Below are 20280 nucleotides of genomic sequence, written 5' to 3'. Positions count from 1 at the left end.
TCAGACGTCGAGCCGCGCGTAGCGGGCGCGGAACACCGTGAACACGCCGTAGGCGATGAAGCCCAGGCCCACGAGGAACGCCAGCACCGGCCCGGTGGGAAGCGCGATCAGCGCCGACACCGCGCCGTCGAGGCCGCCCGCGGTATCGGGCTCGACGGTCACGGCGGCCACCACGAGCAGCACCCCGACGATCCCGAGCGCGACGCCCTTGGCGAGGAAGCCCACCACCCCGAGCGCGCTGAGGGCGTGGCCCGCCGGTCCGTCGGGGATGCGCACCTTGGAGTGGAACGAGCGGCGCAGTCCCATCCACACGAAGCCGATGCCGACGCTCGCGACGACGACTCCGGTGGTGCCCAGCAGCAGCCCGCCGAGGGGGAGGGTGAGCACGGCGGCGCTGGCGTCTTCGGCGGCCTGCTCGGCGCGGGGGCGCGCGCCGAGCGCGACTGAGGCCGAGAGGATCCCGATGACGACGAAGACGAGGCCCTGCGGCGCCTCGGCGGCGATCCGCGCGAGGCGGCGCCATCCCGACAGGTGACGGGGAGCGACGGCCTGCAGCAGGTGCCAGCAGCCCAGGGCGACCAGGCCGATCGCCAGAGCCCAGAGGGCCACGGCACCGAGCGGCACCGCCGCGAGGGCTCGGAATGCCCCGGTCTGGTCGGTGTCTTCGGCCGCACCGAAGCCGACGGCGAGCACGAGGCCGCCGATGAGCAGGTGCAGGATGCCGTTGGCGACGTATCCCGTGCGCGCCGCGACGCGGAAGGCGGGGTTGGCCTCGGCATCGCGCGCGGCTGTTCGGGCGGAAGACGGCACGGACGAACCGTATGCCGCGGTGCGGGAATCCGGTAATCGCGTGTGCCGTGTCCCTTGCGTCGTGTGCAGCGCCGTGCGTTCGCCCGCGCGCCCGCGTGGCCGCGCCCGTCGCGCGTCGTCTCGCGGCATCCGCGGAGGCGCGAGCCCCTCGCCCGATTCGCGCGGTGCCACGTTGCCTAGGATTGCCTGATGCCCGCACCCCGCCGCCCGCGCCCGCGCCGGTGGAATGCGCTCCCGGTGCTCACCCGCCACGCCCCGCCGCGCGTGCTGCTGATCGTCGGGATCGTCGTGGTGGTGCTGGGGGCGTTGATCGTGTCGCGGCCGCTCACCTCGCTGGTCTTGCTCGGCATCTACGTCGGTGCCAGTGCCGTGGTGATGGGCATCGTCGAGTTGGTCGCGCGCCCCGCCGGATGGTGGGCGCGGTCGGTGGCCGCCGCCTGGATCGTCGCCGGTGTCGCTGTCCTGGTCTGGCTGGGGCGCAGCCTCGAACTGCTGCCGCCCGTGCTCGCGGTGCTGCTCGTCATCGGGGGGCTCGCGTCGGTGGGACGTGCCGTCTCGTCGGGTGAGGTCAGCGCCCGCGTGCTGTCGTTGGCCTGGGGTGTCGCCCAGATCGCCCTCGGACTGCTGTCGTTCACCTGGCCCGATGTCACGGTCCTGGTGCTCGCGGTGGTGTTCGGGGTGCGCACGATCGTGTTCGGCGTGGGGGTGTTCGCCCGCGGAGTCCGCGGCATCCGTCGTCCGCACGCGCCGCGAACGCCGTTCGACGCGCCGCGGGCCGTTCGACGTCGCCGGACGCGGCTGCGCTGGGCCGCCGCCGGCCGCTACGCCCTCTCTCTCGTGCTGGTCGCGACCGCCGCGGGCGGGTGGTGGCTGAACGACTGGCTCAACGACGGCGCCCCGGTCGTCGACGCCTTCTACGACGCCCCGGCCGAGGTGCCGAGCGGTCACGGCCGTCTCATCCGCTCCGACGCCTACCTCGGCCGCCTTCCCCAGAACGGCGACGTCACGCGCATCCTCTACACGACGAGGGATGCCGTGAGCCGGCCCGCCGTGGCGAGCGCCCTCGTGATCATGCCCAAGGACCCGCCCCCGGGACCCCGTCCCGTCATCATCTGGAACCACGGCACGACGGGGGTGGCCCAGGGGTGCGCACCGAGCCTGCGCGACGCCTCGGCGACCCGGTGGTCGATCCCGGCCCTCGAGCAGGCGCTCAAGGCCGGCTGGGTGGTCGTCGCCTCGGACTTCTCCGGCCAGGGTGCACCCGGCACCTACCCCTACCTGATCGGCCGGGGCGAGGCGCGCTCGTCGCTGGACGCGGTGCTGGCGACGGCGGAGCTGCGCACCGATGTGACGCTCTCGCCCGACACGGTGGTCTGGGGCCACTCGCAGGGCGGACACGCAGCGCTGTGGACCACCGCGATCGCCGAGGACTACGCCCCCGGGATCGACGTGCTCGGCACGGCCGTGGTCGCCCCCGTCGCCGACCCGCCCGCCCTGGCGCGCGAGCTGCTGTCGGGACCGCCGAACGCCATGCTCTCGGTGATCACCTCGTGGGTGCTGGTGCCGTACGCGCAGACCTACGCCGACGTGCACCTCGACGACTACATCGCCGAGGGCTCGCGCTCGATCGTGCTCGAGATGACCCAGCGATGCCCCACCGAGCCGGGCGTCGTCGTCTCGGTGCTGACGGCGCTCGGGGTGTCGGAGGACCGCCCGCTGTACAACGCCGACCTCACCGACGGCGCCCTCGGACGCCGACTCGCCGAGAACGCCATGACCGAGCCGCTCGGCACGCCGATGCTCGTGGCCTGGGGAGCCGACGACGAGGTCATCCCGCCGAGCCTGCAGCGCGACTACGTGCAGAAGCTCTGCGCCGAGGGGCAGCCGGTGCGGTGGGCGACGTACGCGGGCTACGACCACCTGCGCCCCATCCTGCCGAAGTCGCGCTTCCTGCCGGTCCTCTACACCTGGACGAAGAATCTCATCGAACGCAAGACGCAGGTCGTCGACGGGTGCGGTCTGCGCTGACCGCCGGCATCCGGCATCCAGCCCCCGGTCGTCGTGCGGCGCGGTGGTGAAGATCATGTGTCGTTCTCGGTGAATCCTGGCAGGACGGGGTCGTTCTGATTACGGTCGGAGGGTGCCCGAGAACACCTCAGAGCTTCGTCCCACCCACCCGCTCGCGATCGCGCCCGTCGTGGCGCCCGCAGCCTCGGTCGACGGCTTCACGAAACAGTTCCTGCAGAACCTGAACTTCGACCAGGGCGTGACCCTGTCGGCGTCCGACGTCAACGACCAGTACCTGGCGCTGGCGTTCACGGTGCGCGACTACCTCATGGCGCGCTGGTTCGACGATCGCGCCCAGCAGAAGAAGCTGCAGGCGAAGACCGTCTGCTACCTCTCGGCCGAGTATCTGTTGGGCCGTCAGCTCGACAACAACCTGCTCGCGGCGCGCCTCACCGACATCGCCACCGAGGCGCTCGCCCAGTGCGGCATCGACATCGACGCCGTGCGCGCGGTCGAGATCGAGCCGGGCCTCGGCAACGGCGGCCTGGGTCGTCTGGCCGCCTGCTTCATCGACTCGCTCGCGACGATGAGCGTGCCGACCATCGGGTACGGCATCCGGTACGAGTACGGCATCTTCCGTCAGGCGTTCGCCGACGGGCAGCAGATCGAGCAGCCCGACGCGTGGCTGCGCATGGGCTCGCCGTGGGACTTCCCGCACCCCGAGGCCGCGCAGACCGTCTCGTTCGCCGGCACGACCGAGACGTACGACGACGACGGCGTCGAGCGCACCCGCTGGGTCCCCGAGTGGAACGTGCTCGCGGTGCCCTACAACATGATGGTCCCGGGCTATCACAACGGCCGCGTCAACACCCTGCGCCTGTGGCGTGCGGTGGCCACCAACGCCTTCGACCTGCACACCTTCAACTCGGGCGACTACGTCGAGTCGGTGCGCGCGCAGACGTTCGCCGAGAACATCTCGAAGGTGCTCTACCCCGAGGACTCCACGCCCCAGGGCAAGGAGCTGCGCCTGCAGCAGCAGTACTTCTTCGTCGCGGCCTCGATCGCCGACTTCATCGAGAACGTGCTGCCCGACGACTTCGACATCGAGGCACTGCCCGAGCGCGTCATCTTCCAGCTGAACGACACCCACCCCGTCATCGGTGTGCCCGAGCTCATGCGCGTGCTCGTCGACGAGAAGAAGCTCGAGTGGGATGCCGCCTGGGCCATCACGCAGAAATGCTTCGCCTACACCTGCCACACGCTGCTGCCCGAGGCGCTCGAGGTCTGGCCGGTCGACCTGCTCGGCCGCCTGCTGCCCCGCCACCTCGAGATCATCTACCGCATCAACGACGAGTTCCTGCTCGAGGTGCGCGAGCGCTTCGGCGACGACGAGATGCTCATCCGCAACATGTCGATCATCGGCGAGCACCCCTCCCGCTCGGTGCGCATGGCCTACCTCGCCACCGTCGCCGGTTCCAAGGTGAACGGCGTCGCCGAGCTGCACTCGCAGCTGCTGCGCGACAACGTGCTCAAGGACTTCGCCCAGATGTGGCCCGACAAGTTCACCAACGTCACGAACGGCGTGACCCCGCGCCGGTTCCTGCGCCTGGCGAACCCCGACCTGTCGGCCCTCATCACCGAGGCCCTCGGCGCGGGCTGGACGGTCGACCTCGAGCGGCTGCGGGGGCTCGAGGCCCTCGCCGACGACGGCGACTTCCGCGAGCGCTTCGCCGCGGTGAAGCTCGCCAACAAGCGGCGCCTCGGGCGGGTGCTCGAGTCCCGCGGCGACGCGCCCCTCGACGACACCCACATGCTCGACGTGATGATCAAGCGCCTGCACGAGTACAAGCGGCAGACGCTGAAGGTGCTGCACATCGTCAGCACGTACGAGGGGATCGTGTCGGGGCGCCTGCCGATCGACGAGGTGCAGCCGCGCACGTTCCTGTTCGGGGCGAAGGCCGCACCCGGGTACGGCATGGCCAAGCGCATCATCCACCTCATCAACGCCGTGGGCGAGGTCGTCAGCGCCGACCCGCGCGTCGAGGGCAAGCTCCAGCTGCTGTACCCGGCGAACTACAACGTGACGTTGGCCGAGAGCATCATCCCCGCCGCCGACCTGTCGGAGCAGATCTCGCTCGCGGGCAAAGAGGCTTCGGGCACGGGCAACATGAAGCTCGCGCTCAACGGAGCGCTCACCATCGGCACCGACGACGGAGCGAACGTCGAGATCCGCCGCCTGGTCGGCGACGACAACTTCTTCCTCTTCGGCATGAGCGAGCCCGAGGTCGAGGCGCTCTGGAGCGAGGGCTACCGCCCCGCCGACCACTACCAGGGCGACGAGCGGCTGCGCAGCGCCATCGACCTCATCGCCTCGGGAGCGTTCTCGGACGGCGACCGCACGGTGTTCGAGCCGCTCGTGTCGAACCTGCTGTACGAAGACCGGTTCATGGCCCTCGCCGACTTCTCGTCGTACCTCGACGCGCAGGAGCGGGTCGACGCCGCCTACGCCGACCAGGACGGCTGGGTGCGCTCGGCGATCCTCAACGTCGCGCGCAGCGGGTACTTCTCGTCGGACCGCGCGATGCGCGACTACCTCGAGCGCATCTGGCACGCGTCGCCCGTGAGCTGAGCGGTTCCGGATGCCGCGGCCCCCTCGGTCGCGGCATCCGCGTTCCGTGACGTGTGCGCGACGCACGACCGGCGTGCCGCTCGGGGCCCCGCGGGGTGCCCCGCTCTGGCAGGATGCCTTCGGTCGCTGACCGGAGCGGGTCTGTCGGCGCCGGGCGCGCGGCGGAAGAGTGAGGATTCACCCGACCCCGGAGGCCCCGTGCAGATCGCCGACATCCCCGTGCCCGACACTCTCGCCGCGCGCGGTGCCCTCGAACTGGCGACGCAGTACCAGTCGCCCGCGATCACCGCGCACGCCCTGCGTTCCTGGCTCTGGGCCGAGGCGTTCGCGCGCGTCGACGGCATCACCGGCATCGACCACGAGCTGCTGTACGTCGCCGCCGTGCTGCACGACGTCGGCACGGTCGCCGAGTACGACAACCACACCCTCTCGTACGAGCACGCGGGCGGCCACGTCGGCATCGCTCTGACCACGGGGGCGGGGTGGGAGCCCGCGCGGCGCCAGCGCGTGCTCGAGGTGATCGTGCGGCACAACTGGCCGAGCGTCGACCCGGCGATGGATGCCGAGGGCCACCTGCTCGAGACGGCGACGGCGCTCGACATCTCGGGCGCCCGCCCCGACGCGCTGCCCGAGGACTTCCGCCGCGAGGTGCTCCGCGCCCATCCGCGGGGAACGCTCGCCGCCGAGTTCGGCGCCTGCGTGCTCGACCAGGCCGCGCGAAAGCCCGACACCGCGGCGCGCCGACTGGCGGAGGGGGGAGTGGTCGCGAAGCTGGCCGCGAACCCGCTCGAGCGCCTGTGACGCAGGCTCCCGTGCGTCGGGCTGCCCGCCACCGGCCCTCCCGTGCAGAACTCCTGAACTTCGCGACGTCGCGCGGGCTGAGGTGCCGAGATCCCGCGTGTCGGCGGGGAGGCGGCGGGCGGATCACAGGAGTCGTGCGCAGCCCGGGCGTCGGCCGAATCGCTCGCCGGGTCGCGGGGCGGGTGGCATCCCGGGTATCGTAGGGGGGTTGTCGGCGCCGGTCGCGTCGACGAGAGCTGAATAACGGAGGGCCCTTGTGGACATCGATCTCGCACTTCTGAAGACGATCGAACGCGAGAAGGAGATCCCCTTCGATGAACTCGCGCGCATCATCGAGCAGGCGATCCTGACCGCCTACGCCAAGCACATCTCGCCCACCGGCGAGATCCCCGCCGGCGCCCGCGTCGAACTCGATCGCAAGACCGGACACGTCGGCGTCTTCACGCCCGTGACCGACGACGAAGACATCGTCATCGGCGAAGAGGAGCAGTCCTCCGACGACTTCGGTCGCATCGCCGCCTTCGCCGCCAAGCAGGTCATCAGCCAGCGTCTGCGCGACATCGCCGACGACGCGGTGCTGGGGGAGTTCCGCGGCAAAGAGGGCGACATCGTCGCCGGCGTCGTGCAGCAGGGCCCGAACCCGCGCATGGTGCACGTCGACCTCGGAACGGTCGAGGCGATCCTCCCGCCCGAAGAGCAGGTTCCCGGCGAGACCTACGCGCACGGCTCGCGTCTGCGCGTCTACGTGACGAGCGTGTCCAAGGGCAACAAGGGGCCGCAGATCACCGTGTCGCGCACGCACCCGGGCCTGGTCCGCAAGCTCTTCGCCCTCGAGGTGCCCGAGATCGCCGCGGGCCTGGTCGAGATCGTGTCGCTGGCCCGCGAAGCCGGTCACCGCTCGAAGATCGCCGTCAAGGCCAACGACCCGACAGTCAACGCCAAGGGCGCTTGCATCGGTGAGCTCGGCCGCCGCGTGCGCGCCGTCACCGAAGAGCTCGCGGGCGAGAAGATCGACATCATCGACTACGACGCCGAGCTGCCGCGCTTCGTCGCGAACGCGCTGTCGCCGGCCAAGGTCACCTCGAGCTTCGTTCTCGACGCCACGACCAAGGCCGTCCGCGCGCTCGTGCCCGACTACCAGCTGTCGCTCGCGATCGGCAAAGAGGGGCAGAACGCGCGTCTGGCCGCCAAGCTGACCGGCGCCAAGATCGACATCCAGCCCGACAGCATCCTCGAAGACAACTGAGCGTCCGTCGCTGCGGCGACGGCGAGGTGTACGATGGAACCAGTACGAACGTGCGTCGGATGCCGCGCACGCGCCCCCCGATCCTCGCTTCTGCGTGTGGTCGCCGACGGATCTCAGCTCGTCCCCGACGAGCGGGCGGTCCTGCCGGGCCGGGGTGCGTGGGTGCACGAGACGGACGCGTGCGTGAGAAAAGCTCTCGCGCGTCGCGCCTTCGTACGAGCATTGCGTGTGTCAAGCCCGCTTGACACGCAGACCTTCGAATCACACCACCAGCGAAAAGGCTGAACGGCTATGGACACGAAGTGAACGGCTCGAAATGAGACCCGTCCGCAAGTAACGGTCTGCCCTGTCCGGGGTAGGCCCTCAGACAGGAGAATTGTGGCAAAACCACGCGTGCACGAGATCGCTTCCGAGCTCGGCGTCGACAGCAAGGTCGCGCTTGCGAAGCTGAAGGAGCTCGGCGAGTTCGTCAAGAGCCCCTCATCCACCATCGAGCCCCCCGTGGCTCGTAAGCTCCGCGCCGCCCTCGCGGCCGAGAGCTCCTCCGGATCCTCGGATGCCAAGCCCGCCGCCGCTGCGGCGCGCCCCGGCGCCCGTCCCGGCCCCGCTCGTCCGGCAGCGACCCCGGGCGCCCGCCCGTCGGGTCCGACTCCGGGCCCCGCCAAGCCCGCAGCTCCCGCCGCCGCCCCGGCTCCGGCCGAGGCCGCTCCCGCGGCAGCGACCCCCGCGGCATCCGCTCCCGAGGCCTCCGCCCCGGCCGCGGCGACCCCCGCTCCCGCAGCTCCCGCGTCCGGTGACGCCGAGGCGTCGTCGTCGGCGACCCCCGGTGCCCCCAAGCCCGGCCCGAGCTCGCCCCCGCGTCCGGGTGGCGCGCGTCCGGGCAACAACCCGTTCGCGTCGGCGCAGGGCATGGGCCAGCGTCCCGCCGGTCCCCGTCCGGGCAACAACCCGTTCGCGTCGGCGCAGGGCATGGGCCAGCGCCCGACGCCCGGCAACATCCCGCGCCCGCAGGCTCCGCGTCCCGGTGCCCCGCGTCCCGGCGCTCCCCGTCCCGGCGGCGCCGGTCGTCCCGGCGGTGCCGGTCGTCCGGGCGCCCCGTTCCAGCAGCGTCCCGGCGGCCCCGGTCGTCCCGGCGGTGCCGGTGGCGGCTTCCAGCGTCCCGGTGGCGCACCCGGTGCGGGCGGCGGCGGTTTCGCCGGTCGTCCCGGCGGTGGTGGCGGTCGTGGCCGTGGTCCCGGCGGTGGTACCGCAGGTGCCTTCGGTAAGGGCGGCGGCAAGTCGAAGCAGCGTAAGTCGCGTCGGGCGAAGCGGCAGGAATTCGAGATGCGGTCGGCGCCGGTCGTCGGCGGCGTCAACGTCTCGAAGGGTAACGGCGAGATCATCCGCCTTCGTCGCGGCGCATCGATTTCCGACTTCGCGGACAAGCTCGAGGCCCTGCGCGGCTACAACGTGCAGCCCGGCACGCTCGTGACCATCCTGTTCAACCTGGGCGAGATGGCCACCGCGACCGAGTCGCTCGACGAGGCCACCTTCGAGGTTCTCGGCGCCGAGCTCGGCTACAAGATCCAGATGGTCTCGCCCGAGGACGAGGACAAAGAGCTCCTCGAGGGCTTCGGTCTCGACCTCGACGGCGAACTCGAAGCCGAGAGCGAGGACGATCTCGAGATCCGTCCTCCCGTGGTCACCGTCATGGGCCACGTCGACCACGGTAAGACGCGACTGCTCGACGCCATCCGCCAGACCAACGTCGTGGCGGGCGAGGCCGGCGGCATCACGCAGCACATCGGTGCGTACCAGATCTGGACCGAGCACGACGGAATCGAGCGCGCAATCACCTTCATCGACACCCCGGGTCACGAGGCGTTCACCGCCATGCGTGCCCGCGGTGCGCAGGTGACCGACATCGCGATCCTCGTGGTCGCGGCCGACGACGGCATCATGCCCCAGACGGTCGAGGCGTTGAACCACGCCCAGGCGGCCAATGTGCCGATCGTGGTCGCGGTCAACAAGGTCGACAAGCCCGACGCCAACCCGGCCAAGGTGCGCCAGCAGCTCACCGAGTACGGTCTGGTCGCCGAGGAGTACGGCGGAGACGTCATGTTCGTCGACGTGTCGGCTCGCGAGAACCTCAACATCCAGGCTCTGCTGGATGCCGTGCTGCTCACCGCCGACGCGGGTCTGGACCTCACGGCCAACCCGAACAAGGCGGCCCGCGGTGTCGCGATCGAAGCGAGGCTCGACAAGGGCCGCGGCTCGATCGCCACGGTGCTCATCCAGTCGGGAACGCTGCGCGTCGGAGACGCGATCGTCGCCGGAACGGCCTACGGCCGCGTTCGCGCGATGATGGACGAGAACGGCGACGCGGTCGACGAGGCCTACCCCTCGCGTCCCGTCTCGGTGCAGGGCCTCAACTCGGTTCCCCGCGCCGGCGACGTCTTCATCGTCACCGAAGAAGACCGCACCGCGCGTCAGATCGCTGAGAAGCGTGAAGCCGCCGAGCGCAACGCCCAGCTGGCCAAGGCCCGCAAGCGCATCTCGCTCGAAGACTTCACCCGTGCTCTCGAAGAGGGCAAGGTCGAGTCGCTCAACCTCATCATCAAGGGTGACGTGTCGGGTGCCGTCGAGGCGCTCGAGGAATCGCTGCTCAAGATCGAGGTCGACGACAGCGTCCAGCTGCGCATCATCCACCGCGGTGTGGGGGCGATCACCGAGTCGGACATCAACCTGGCCACGATCGACAACGCGATCGTGATCGGCTTCAACGTCCGTCCCGACACGAAGGCCCGCGAGCGTGCCGCCCGTGAGGGTGTCGACGTGCGGTTCTACTCGGTCATCTACAACGCGATCGACGATGTCGAGCAGTCGCTCAAGGGCCTGCTCAAGCCGGAGTTCGAAGAAGTGCAGTCGGGTGTCGCCGAGATCCGCGAGGTGTTCCGCTCCTCGAAGTTCGGCAACATCGCCGGTGTCATCGTGCGATCGGGAACGATCACGCGAAACGCCAAGGCTCGTGTCATCCGCGACGGTGTCGTGCTGGCCGACGGCCTGGCCATCGAATCGCTGCGTCGCTTCAAGGACGACGTCACCGAGGTGCGTACGGACTTCGAGGCCGGTATCGGTCTCGGCAAGTTCAACGACATCCAGATCGGTGATGAGATCGAAACGACGGAACTCATCGAGAAGCCGCGAGGCTGATCCACGGGGCGGGGGTCGCGCTGTTCGGCGCGGCTCCCGCTTCGGCCTGCGGGGGTGTGCATTCCCCCGAGCAGAGCGGGGCCCCTACCCCGATGCTCGGGAGAATGCACACCCCCTCCGGCCTACGCTGGGTGCAGCGGCGAACGGCGCCACCTCACCCGGCGGATGAGCCACGGGGCGCTCGACTCGCGGCGGTAGTGAAACAAAGGAGAAGGCAGTGGCAGGAGAGCGACAGGCACGAGTGGCGGACCGGATCCGCGTGGTGCTCGCCGAACGTCTCGAGAAGGGGCTGCGCGACCCGCGGCTCGGTTTCGTGACGATCACCGACGTACGCGTCACGGGCGACCTGCAGCACGCGTCGGTGTTCTACACCGTCATGGGCGACGAAGCGCACCGCAACGACACCGCGGCGGCGTTGAAGTCGGCGACCGGACTGCTGCGCAGCGAGGTGGGAAAGAACCTCAACACGCGCCTCACCCCGTCGCTGGAGTTCATCCTCGACGCCATTCCCGAGAACGCCGACCACATCTCGGCGCTGCTGCGCGAAGCGCGCGAGCGCGACCAGTCGGTCGCGGGTCTCGCCGCCGCGGCCACGTACGCCGGCGACGCCGATCCGTACGTCAAGCCGCGCGAAGACGACGCCGACGACGAGCTCGACGGAACTGACGAGGACGCCGACGACGACGCCCCCGACGACGAAGACGCACCGCGGGCCTGAGCCCGCGCGACGACACGGCCGGACGCCGCCCCTCGGGGCTGGTGTCCGGCCGTTTCTCGTGTCGCTCGCGTGCCGAACTCCCGGGCGGGACTCAGGATGCCGGGTGGCCCGGCAGGTGCAGAAGGCCGTCCGATGCCTCGGCGAGGCCGTCGGCGATGAGCGAGTCGATCGCGCGGTCGCGCTGAACGGCATCAGGCCAGTCGGGGACGACGGCGAACAGGGCGACGGGCGCGGGGGCGGCCTCGCGCAGCACCCTCAACACCGCGCCGCGCGCCTGCCGGTCGCTGCCCTCGTACTTCGCCTGACGTCGGCGGCGGTCCTCCGACTCGGGGTATCCAGCCGCGCGCCAGGCGCATTGCGCCGCCAGCGGGCAGACCTCGCATCTCGGTGACCGAGCCGTGCACACGATCGCGCCCAGCTCCATCGCCGCCGCGTTGACGATGGCCGACTCGACGATGTCGTGGGGCAGCTCGGCATCCATCCGCGCCAGGTCGGCCTTGTTCGGGGATCCCGGCTGCGCGCGCCCCTCGACGGCTCGGGCGAGGACGCGCCGCGTGTTCGTGTCGACGACCGGATGCCGATCCCCGTACGCGAAGACCGCGACCGCGCGCGCCGTGTAGTCACCGATACCGGTGAGGGCCAGCAACGCGTCGACGTCGCGCGGAACCACGCCGTCATGACGATCGCGGATCTCGACCGCCGCGCGGTGCAGCCACAGGGCCCGCCGCGGGTAGCCGAGATTGGCCCACTGCGTCACGGCGTCGGCCGGGGGAGCAGCGGCCAGGTCCGAGGGCGTCGGCCATCGGGTGAGCCATGCTTCGAGGTGGGGGATGACCCGTGCGACCGGGGTCTGCTGCAGCATGAACTCGCTGACGAGCGTGCCCCACGCGCCGAACCCCTCGCGGCGCCACGGAAGATCGCGCGCTGCGTCGCGATACCACTCGATGAGCGGGGCGGCGAGTGCGGGCATCCGTTCAGCCTAGAACGCCGCGGGCGGGCGGAGCGTGCGGGGAGGTCGCGAGAAACGCCGATCGTGCCGAGACACGCGGTGTCGCGCCGTGTCTCGGGAGGATCCGCGTTTCTCGCCACGCGCGGGCCGGATACGCCGGGGGTGAGAGCCTCGGGCGGGGGTGCGATGTCGGTGGTCGACCGTAGGCTGGAGGCATGTCGTCCGAGAACACCGCCCCCGAATTGCCGCGGAGCCTGCGCGATCTGATGCGGCAGAACAACCGCGCGGGGCGCGTCGTCGTCGCCGTCGACGGGCTCGACGCCGAGGCGGCGGGCGCCTTCGCCGATGCGTTCGCGGCGGCTGTCGACGAGGAGGGCACGGCGATCTTCCGCGTCGGCCTCGCCGATGGGGCGCCGCGCGCCCGTGAGCGCCTGATCGCGCCCTTCCGAGCGGGCGAGTCGTTCGGGCCGGGCGAGGTCGCCCCCGCCGACGCGGTGCTCGTCGTCTCCGGACGCTTCCTCCACGCCTCCGAGGTGCGCGGACTCTGGAACTTCTCGATCTGGCTCGAGAGCAACCCGCCCATCGGCACGCCCCGTCCGGAACTGCCCGAGGCCGAGAAGCACTACCTCCGCACGGCGCGACCGAAGGCTGCGGCATCCGTCATCGTCGAGAACTCCGACCCCGCCCACCCCGTGCAGGTCTTCGGAGACTTCTGCTGATGGTGCGCCCCGGAATCCTCCTGGTCGACAAACCGGGAGGCATCACCAGCCATGACGTCGTGTCGCGGGCGCGCAAGGCGCTCGGCACCCGCAAGATCGGGCACGCCGGCACCCTCGACCCGATGGCGACCGGCCTTCTCGTGCTGGGCGTCGAGGGGGCGACGCGCCTGCTGACCTACATCGTGGGCGCCGACAAGACCTATGAGGCCACCATCCTGCTGGGTGTCGCCACCGACAGCGACGACGCCGACGGGATCGAGACGGCCCGAGCGGATGCCACGGCCCTGGCCGCCGTGACCGACGCGGCCATCGCCGCGGGCATCGCCGACCTGACCGGCGAGATCGAGCAGGTACCGAGCACGGTGTCGGCCATCAAGGTCGACGGGCGCCGCGCCTACGACCTGGCCCGCGCGGGGGAAGAGGTCGTGCTGAAGGCCCGGCGCGTGACGGTGTCGCGCTTCGCCGTTCGAGAGACCCGCCGGGGTGAGGCGACGATCGAGCTCGACGTCGTCGTCGACTGCTCCAGCGGGACCTACATCCGCGCCCTCGCCCGCGACCTGGGTGCGGCCCTCGGGGTGGGCGGGCACCTGACGATGCTGCGCCGCACGCGGATCGGCTCCTTCGACGTCGCCGTCGCGGCACCCGTCGACGACATCGCCGAGAACGAGCTCGTGCCCCCCGCGACCGCCGCGGCCGTCGTCATGGGGGCTTTGGCCGTGGGCGCCGACGAGGCCCGCGACCTGCGACACGGCAAGCGCATCGACGGCGGCGGGCGCCTCACCGGAGCCGTGGCCGCGGCCATCGACCCCGACGGAGAGCTGATCGGCGTCGTCGAGAAGCGCGGCGCGCAGCTGAAGAGCGTCATGAACATGCCGACGGAGGCCGCCCGATGATCCTGTGGTTCACCCTCGCGCAGGTCGGCATCGCCGTGCTCGCCGGCCTCGTCGCCGTCGTGGCGGGGCTCGCCGGTCGCCGCCCGGGAGACGTCACGGTCGGCTCCCTCGCCCTCATCGAGCTGCTGCTCATCGTGCAGATCGTCGTCGCGATCATCGCGCCGTTCGCGGGAAACCCGCCGTCGGGCAGTCTGCTCGAGTTCTGGACCTACCTCGTGTCGGCGGCTCTCGTCCCCGTGGCCGGCGCCGCGTGGGCGCTCATCGAGCGCAGCCGCTGGAGCACGGTGATCATGGGCGTCGCCGCCCTCGCCGTCGCGGTCATGGTGTGGCGCATGCACGTCATCTGGACGGTGCAGATCGCCTGAGCGCCTTGGCCGACGATCCGGCCGAGCCGCCGCGCGCACCAGGCATCGCGCCATCAGGGTGCCCGACGGGCTCGGCGACCTCGCGCGGAGCGCATCCATGCCGGCGGCGGAGCCGTGCGGCGCGACCCCTCGACGGGCTCGAGCAGGCCGCGGCGGGGGAGCGCCGCTCGACGGCGGCGCGAGCGAACTAGAATCGTGGGGTCATGGCATCCACCACTCCCACCCGCTCCCGGGGGATGACCGGCATCGGCCGTGTCCTCGTCGTCGTCTACGGCATCATGGCGCTCGCCGCCACGGGCCGATCGTTCGTGCAGATCGTGCGCGAGTTCGACGACGCCCCGCTGGCGTACTCGCTGTCGGCGCTCGCCGCGGTCGTGTACATCCTCGCCACCCTCGCCCTCATCTTCTCGGCGCGGCCCGCGTGGTACCGCGTCGCCTGGATCGCGATCGGCTTCGAGCTCGTCGGCGTGCTCGTCGTCGGGACGCTCAGCCTCGTGCTGCCGGCGCTGTTCCAGCACCCGACGGTGTGGTCGGTGTACGGCTACGGGTACCTCTTCATCCCGCTCGTCCTGCCCTTCCTCGGCCTGTGGTGGCTCACGCGCCACCGCCGGATGGCACCGTGATCGTCTTCCGCGATCCGGCGGAGGTGCCGGCGGGGTTCGGCCCCTCGGTCGTCGCGATCGGCAAGTTCGACGGCGTCCACACCGGGCACCGGGCCGTCATCGATCGCGCGCGGGTCGATGCGTCCGACGGCGCCCGCGTCGTCGCCGTCACCTTCGACCGCAACCCGCTCCGCGTGCTGCGACCCGATCTGTGCCCGACCGACGTGATCGGTCCGCACCAGAAGCTCGAGCTGCTCGAGCGCGCGGGGGTGGATGCCACCCTGCTGCTGACCTTCGACGAGGCGCTCGCCGCCCTTCCCGCCGAGGAGTTCGTCCGCCGCATCATCGTGGACGCCCTGCAAGCGCGGACGGTGCTGGTCGGCAGCGACTTCCGCTTCGGCGCCGGGGGAGCGGGCGACCCCGCACTGCTCACGCGCCTGGGGGGTGAGTACGGCTTCCGCGTCGACGTCGTGGACGACGTGCGCGCGGTGCACGCCGACCGACGGGTGTCGTCGACCTGGATCCGCGAGGCGCTGTCGGCCGGAGACGTGACCACCGCGGCTCGACTGCTCGGCCGTGCGCCGTCGGTCTGGGGCGAGGTCGTGCACGGCCTGAAGCGCGGGCGCGAGCTGGGGTATCCGACGGCCAACCTGTCGAGCGACCTCGAGGGCTTCGTGCCCGCCGACGGCGTCTACGCCGGATGGCTCGTCGATGTCGAGGGCGGCCGGCGCATCAGCTACCCCGCCGCGATCAGCGTCGGCACCAACCCGACGTTCGACGACGTGCACTCCCGCCAGGTCGAGGCGTACGTGCTCGACGAAACCGACCTCGACCTCTACGGACACCACGTCGAGGTGCGGTTCGTCGAGCGGGTGCGCGAGATGACGGCGTTCGACGGCATCGACGCGCTGCTCGTGCAGATGGCCGACGACGTGGAACGGACGCGCGCGATCCTCGCGTGAGGCGGCCGGGGTCGGGGCGGCGCGCTGCGGACGTGAGCGCCGGGTGTGGCCCCGGGGTGTGGGGTAGGGCCGCGCGGCCACCCACAACCGAGCGGATCCGGCCGTCAGTCCTGTCGCGACAGGTGATTGCGGATGCCGAGGAACGCGGCCGTGGCGCCCAGCACCATCAGTGCGGCGGTGACGACGGCCGCCCGGTGGAAGCCGCCGAGATCGAGCGCGCCGCCCACCACCGCCGACACGCCCGCGATGGCGAGGAGACCGGCGACGCGGGACACGGCGTTGTTGACCGCCGAGGCGATGCCCGAGCGCTCGGTGTTGATCGCGCCGAGCACGGCGGCGGTGAGGGGCGAGATCGTGGCGGTCAGCCCCAGGCCGAACACGACGATCCCGGGCAGCACCTGCGTCCAGTAGTCGAAGTCCTCGCCCACGGTGAGCAGCAGCAGCGAGCCGGCGGCCATCGCGAGCGGGCCCAGGGTCATGAACAGGCGCGGTCCGAAGCGTCCGGCGAGAGCGCCCATCCGGGAACTCAGCGCGATCATGAGCAGCGTGCTCGGCAGCGACGCGAGACCCGCGAGCGTGGCGGGCAGGCCCGCGCCCTGCTGCAGGTAGACGCTCACGACGAAGCCGTTCAGCGATAGGGCCGCGTACACGAACGCGGTGGCGAGGTTCCCGGCCCAGAAGTTGCGGGCGCGGAACAGATCGAGCGGCATCATCGGATCGCGCGCCACGCGCTGACGCACGAGGAAGCCGACGAAGGCTGCGGCGCCGATCACCCCCGGCATCCAGATCACCGGTGAGGTCCACCCGAGGTTCGGCTGTTCGATGAGGGCGAAGACGACCCCGCCGAGACCCGTTGCGCAGAGCACCGCGCCGAGGATGTCAACGCGGGCGCCGGGGCGACGATGGTCCCGCCGGCCCAGACGGGTGAGCAGCCACATCGTCACCGCGATCGGCAGCACGTTGACCAGGAACACCAGGCGCCACGACAGGGTGTCGACGAAGACGCCGCCGATCAGGGGACCCGCGATCATGGCGACGGTGGTGGCCCCGGTCCAGATGCCGATCGCGCGGGACTGCGCGGGTCCGCGGAAGGTCGAGGTGATGAGGGCGAGAGAGCTCGGCACGAGCAGGGCCCCCGCCACGCCCTGCAAGGCCCGCGCCACGATGAGGAACTCGGCCGTGGGAGCCGCGGCGATCGCCACCGACGTGATGCCGAAGCCGATCAGGCCGACGCGCAGCACGACGACGCGGCCGAAGACGTCACTGAGCGAACCCGCGACGAGGATGAACGCGCCGAGGGTCACCAGGTACGCGTCGACCACCCATTGCTGGGTCGACAAGCCCCCGCCCAGCTCACCGGCGATGGCGGGGAGGGCGACGTTGACGACCGTTCCGTCCAGGAACGACACGAACGAGGCCAGGACCGCGATCGCGAGAACGGTGCGCTGCTCGCGTGTCATCGGCTCGGCCATGGCTCCAGCGTAGGGTCGCGCGGCCGGGGCGGGTCCGGTTCGGCCGCGTGGCGGGCGGCCGGGGGAAGGAGCCTCGTGTGGGAGTGCCCGTCTGCGGGTGGGCTCGGGGTGCGGGGCGAACTGCCGCATCGTGTCTGAGCGACCCCGCGGAATACCCCCAGGGGGTATCCTGTTATCCCGGGGGACACGAGGAGGAGCCATGCGCGAGAACACGGATGCCACCGCACCCACCGCCGAAGCGGTGCTCGACATCGACGGCATGACGTGCGCGAGCTGCGTGGCACGCGTCGAGAAGCGCCTGCGCCGCGTCGACGGCGTCGAGGCGGCGGTGAACCTCGCGACCGAGACGGCGCGCGTGAGCTACCCGGCCGAGCTCGACCCCGCCGCGCTGGTCGACGCCGTGCGGGCGGCCGGGTACGACGCCCGGGTGCGCACGCGCGGCGCGACGGCAGCACCGGCCCCTGTGGCGGGGGCGGCGCCCACCCCCGTCGTGACGGCAGCGACCGCCCCCGTTGCGGCGATTGCCGTGCCCGCCCCGGGGGGAGAGATCGACGCCGTCACCGGTCGGGACATCGTCGCGCCGCACGGTCACGCGGCGTCGACCCCTGCCGGAGTCGAGACCGCCCGCGACGCCGCCACCGTCGGCCCCGACGCTCACGACCACGCTGGCCCCGATGCCTCCGCCGGCCCCGATGCTCACGATCACGGCGCCCCCGGCGCTCACGCCCACGACCACGCCGACGCCGCCGGCACCACGCCCCTGCGCGTGCGCCTCTGGGTCTCGCTCGGCCTGGCGGTTCCGGTCGTCGCCCTCGGAATGGTGCCCGCGTGGCAGTTCCCCGCCTGGCAGTGGGTCTCGCTCGTGCTTGCCACGCCGATCGTGCTCTGGGGCGGGTGGCCCTTCCACCGCGCGACCCTGCGCAACGCGCGCCACGGCGCGGCGACGATGGACACGCTCATCACCCTCGGCACGTTCGCGGCCTACCTGTGGAGCGTGTGGGCGCTCGTGTTCGGGACGGCCGGGCGCATCGGCATCCGGCACGAGGTGATGCTGTTCGGTCCCGTGCACGACTCCACCTCGGTCGTCTACTTCGAAGTCGCCGCGGCCGTGACGGTGTTCCTGCTGCTGGGTCGCGTGATCGAGCAGCGATCGACGCGTCGCGCCGGGGCGGCGCTCCGCGCTCTGCTCGACCTGGGTGCCCGTGAGGCCGAGCTGGCCGACGGTCGCCGCATCGACGTCGACGCGCTCGCCGTGGGCGACGAGTTCGTCGTGCGCCCGGGCGCCACCGTCGCCACCGACGGCGAGGTGCTCGAGGGGCGCGCCTCGGTCGACGAGAGCATGCTGACCGGCGAGTCGGTTCCCGTCGAGGTCGGGCCCGGGTCGCGGGTCACCGGCGGCACGATCGCGGCGGGCGGTCGCCTGGTCGTCCGCGCGACGGGTGTCGGCGAGCAGACGCGCCTCGCCCGCATCGCGCGCCTCGTCGAAGACGCCCAGCTCGGCAAGAGCCGCGTGCAGCGCCTCGCCGACCGCATCTCGGGCGTCTTCGTGCCCGTGGTCATCGTGCTCGCGGTGCTCACCCTCGTGGCGTGGCTCGTCGCCGGCCAGCCGGTCGCCGCCGGATTCACCGCGGCCGTGGCCGTGCTCATCATCGCCTGCCCGTGCGCGCTGGGTCTGGCGACCCCGATCGCCATCCTCGTCGGCACGGGGAGGGGCGCGCAGCTCGGCATCCTGGTGACGGGTCCGGCGGCACTGGAATCGGCCGAGCGCATCGACACGATCGTTCTCGACAAGACCGGCACCCTGACCTCGGGCCGCATGAGCGTCACGACCGTCACGGTCGTCGACGGAGGGGATGCCGCCGAGGCCCTGCGGCGCATCGCGGCGGTCGAGCGCGGGTCGGAGCACCCCGTCGCCCACGCGATCGTGGCGGCCGCCGGTGACGGACCCGTCGCCGGCGACCTCGAGGCGCTCCCCGGTCGGGGGATCGTCGGCGTCGTCGACGGGGTGCGCGTGTTCGCCGGGCGTCCCGCGCTGGCTACCGACCTCGGTGCCGCGCTGCCGCCGGCGCTCGCCGCGGCGGTCGAGGCGGGCGAGCAGCGCGGAACGGTGATCGTGGCCGGATGGCCCGACGATCTGGGCGTCGTGCACGCCCGCGCCGTGATCGAGGTCGCCGACACCGTGCGCCCCGAGAGCGCCGAGGCCGTCGCCGAGTTGCGCCGGATGGGTCTGGAACCGGTACTTCTCACCGGCGACAACCCGCACATCGCGCGCGCGGTCGCCGCGGAACTCGGCATCGAGCGCGTCCGCGCCGGGGTGCTTCCCGAGGGCAAGGTCGCCGAGATCGCGGCGCTGAAGGCCGAGGGACGCACCGTCGCCATGGTCGGTGACGGGGTCAACGACGCCGCCGCCCTGGCATCTGCCGATCTGGGGATCGCGATGGGCGGGGGAACGGATGCCGCGCTGCACGCCAGCGACGTCGCCCTCATGCGCGACGACCCGCGCGGGATCGTCACCGCCGTCGCGCTCAGCCGTCGCACGATGCGCGTGATCCGCGGCAACCTGTTCTGGGCGTTCGCGTACAACGTCGCCGCTCTGCCGCTCGCCGCGCTCGGACTGCTCAACCCCATGGTCGCCGGGGCGGCGATGGCGTTTTCGAGCGTCTTCGTGGTGCTCAACAGCCTGCGCCTGCGCCGCGCGTCCTGAGCCGAGGCCACTCGCGTGGGGTGCCCATATTCGTCGCTTCAGCGGGCTCCGAGGCGACGAATATCGGCACCTCACGCGAGGAGGCGGTCGGGACCGCTAGAATATCGATGACCTCGTCATCCGCTTTCTCGCGAGCCGTTCCGGCCGTAGACGCGTTGCGGGTCGCCGACACCGCCTCTTCGGCGGCGGTTCGCGCGACGATTCCCGGGGT

The 20280-nt window shown here is 71.6% G+C and carries 16 protein-coding genes; 13 read left to right on the top strand and 3 right to left on the bottom strand.

The genetic code is table 11. The features are described from left to right. Window positions 1-810, bottom strand: coding sequence for a DUF1206 domain-containing protein (locus IFU40_RS09840; protein ID WP_191926204.1), 810 nt, complete (start codon window positions 808-810; stop codon window positions 1-3). Window positions 811-999: 189 nt separating this feature from the next. Here IFU40_RS09840 and IFU40_RS09835 point away from each other — a divergent pair, with 189 nt between their 5' ends. The 7 genes from IFU40_RS09835 (at window position 1000) to rbfA (ending at window position 11403) form a co-directional block, all read left to right on the top strand. Then, complete coding sequence (locus IFU40_RS09835) at window positions 1000-2838, top strand: lipase family protein (RefSeq protein ID WP_191926203.1); 1839 nt, start codon at window positions 1000-1002, stop codon at window positions 2836-2838. Between the two features lie 112 nt (window positions 2839-2950). Further along, window positions 2951-5446, top strand: coding sequence for a glycogen/starch/alpha-glucan family phosphorylase (locus IFU40_RS09830; protein ID WP_191926202.1), 2496 nt, complete (start codon window positions 2951-2953; stop codon window positions 5444-5446). 198 nt (window positions 5447-5644) lie between these two features. Next, window positions 5645-6247: an HD domain-containing protein gene (locus IFU40_RS09825; RefSeq protein ID WP_055834953.1), complete on the top strand. Its 603-nt coding sequence runs from the start codon at window positions 5645-5647 to the stop codon at window positions 6245-6247. 256 nt (window positions 6248-6503) lie between these two features. Next, on the top strand, window positions 6504-7493 hold the full coding sequence (gene nusA / locus IFU40_RS09820; protein WP_055834956.1) for a transcription termination factor NusA: 990 nt from the start codon (window positions 6504-6506) through the stop codon (window positions 7491-7493). Between the two features lie 33 nt (window positions 7494-7526). Continuing rightward, window positions 7527-7778 carry a YlxR family protein gene (locus IFU40_RS09815; protein ID WP_082509308.1) on the top strand — a complete coding sequence of 84 codons (252 nt, stop codon included), beginning with the start codon at window positions 7527-7529 and terminating at the stop codon, window positions 7776-7778. A gap of 93 nt (window positions 7779-7871) precedes the next feature. Then, on the top strand, window positions 7872-10685 hold the full coding sequence (gene infB / locus IFU40_RS09810; RefSeq protein WP_181015974.1) for a translation initiation factor IF-2: 2814 nt from the start codon (window positions 7872-7874) through the stop codon (window positions 10683-10685). Between the two features lie 217 nt (window positions 10686-10902). Beyond that, the gene (rbfA, locus tag IFU40_RS09805) at window positions 10903-11403 is read left to right on the top strand and encodes a 30S ribosome-binding factor RbfA (protein WP_191926201.1); all 501 of its coding nucleotides are present in this window, start codon (window positions 10903-10905) and stop codon (window positions 11401-11403) included. 91 nt (window positions 11404-11494) lie between these two features. Here rbfA and IFU40_RS09800 read toward each other — a convergent pair whose 3' ends face one another. Then, window positions 11495-12373, bottom strand: coding sequence for an A/G-specific adenine glycosylase (locus IFU40_RS09800; RefSeq protein ID WP_191926200.1), 879 nt, complete (start codon window positions 12371-12373; stop codon window positions 11495-11497). 194 nt (window positions 12374-12567) lie between these two features. Between IFU40_RS09800 and IFU40_RS09795 the strand changes: the two genes are divergently transcribed. The 5 genes from IFU40_RS09795 to IFU40_RS09775 all read left to right on the top strand — a co-directional run bounded on the left by IFU40_RS09795 (window position 12568) and on the right by IFU40_RS09775 (window position 15893). Then, window positions 12568-13071 (top strand): hypothetical protein, encoded by a 504-nt coding sequence (locus IFU40_RS09795; RefSeq protein ID WP_191926199.1) that lies wholly within the window; start codon window positions 12568-12570, stop codon window positions 13069-13071. Continuing rightward, a complete protein-coding gene (gene truB / locus IFU40_RS09790) occupies window positions 13071-13964 on the top strand; it encodes a tRNA pseudouridine(55) synthase TruB (RefSeq protein ID WP_070408255.1) in 894 nt (297 codons plus the stop codon). Before IFU40_RS09795 ends, truB begins: the two co-directional genes overlap by 1 nt. Further along, a complete protein-coding gene (locus IFU40_RS09785) occupies window positions 13961-14329 on the top strand; it encodes a hypothetical protein (protein ID WP_191926198.1) in 369 nt (122 codons plus the stop codon). Before truB ends, IFU40_RS09785 begins: the two co-directional genes overlap by 4 nt. A gap of 203 nt (window positions 14330-14532) precedes the next feature. After that, on the top strand, window positions 14533-14952 hold the full coding sequence (locus IFU40_RS09780; RefSeq protein WP_055936972.1) for a hypothetical protein: 420 nt from the start codon (window positions 14533-14535) through the stop codon (window positions 14950-14952). Continuing rightward, on the top strand, window positions 14949-15893 hold the full coding sequence (locus tag IFU40_RS09775; RefSeq protein ID WP_191926197.1) for a bifunctional riboflavin kinase/FAD synthetase: 945 nt from the start codon (window positions 14949-14951) through the stop codon (window positions 15891-15893). Before IFU40_RS09780 ends, IFU40_RS09775 begins: the two co-directional genes overlap by 4 nt. A 104-nt stretch (window positions 15894-15997) precedes the next feature. Here IFU40_RS09775 and IFU40_RS09770 read toward each other — a convergent pair whose 3' ends face one another. Next, a complete protein-coding gene (locus tag IFU40_RS09770; RefSeq protein WP_191926196.1) occupies window positions 15998-17365 on the bottom strand; it encodes an MFS transporter in 1368 nt (455 codons plus the stop codon). Window positions 17366-17564: 199 nt separating this feature from the next. On the opposite strand from IFU40_RS09770, the gene IFU40_RS09765 reads away from it, so the two are divergent. After that, entirely contained in the window at window positions 17565-20069 is a 2505-nt protein-coding gene (locus IFU40_RS09765; RefSeq protein WP_191926195.1) for a heavy metal translocating P-type ATPase, read from the top strand. Window positions 20070-20280: the final 211 nt, after the last annotated feature.

Source organism: Microbacterium sp. CFBP 13617 (assembly GCF_014839445.1).
Taxonomy (GTDB): domain Bacteria; phylum Actinomycetota; class Actinomycetes; order Actinomycetales; family Microbacteriaceae; genus Microbacterium.
This window is presented reverse-complemented; position numbering and strand designations above follow the sequence as displayed.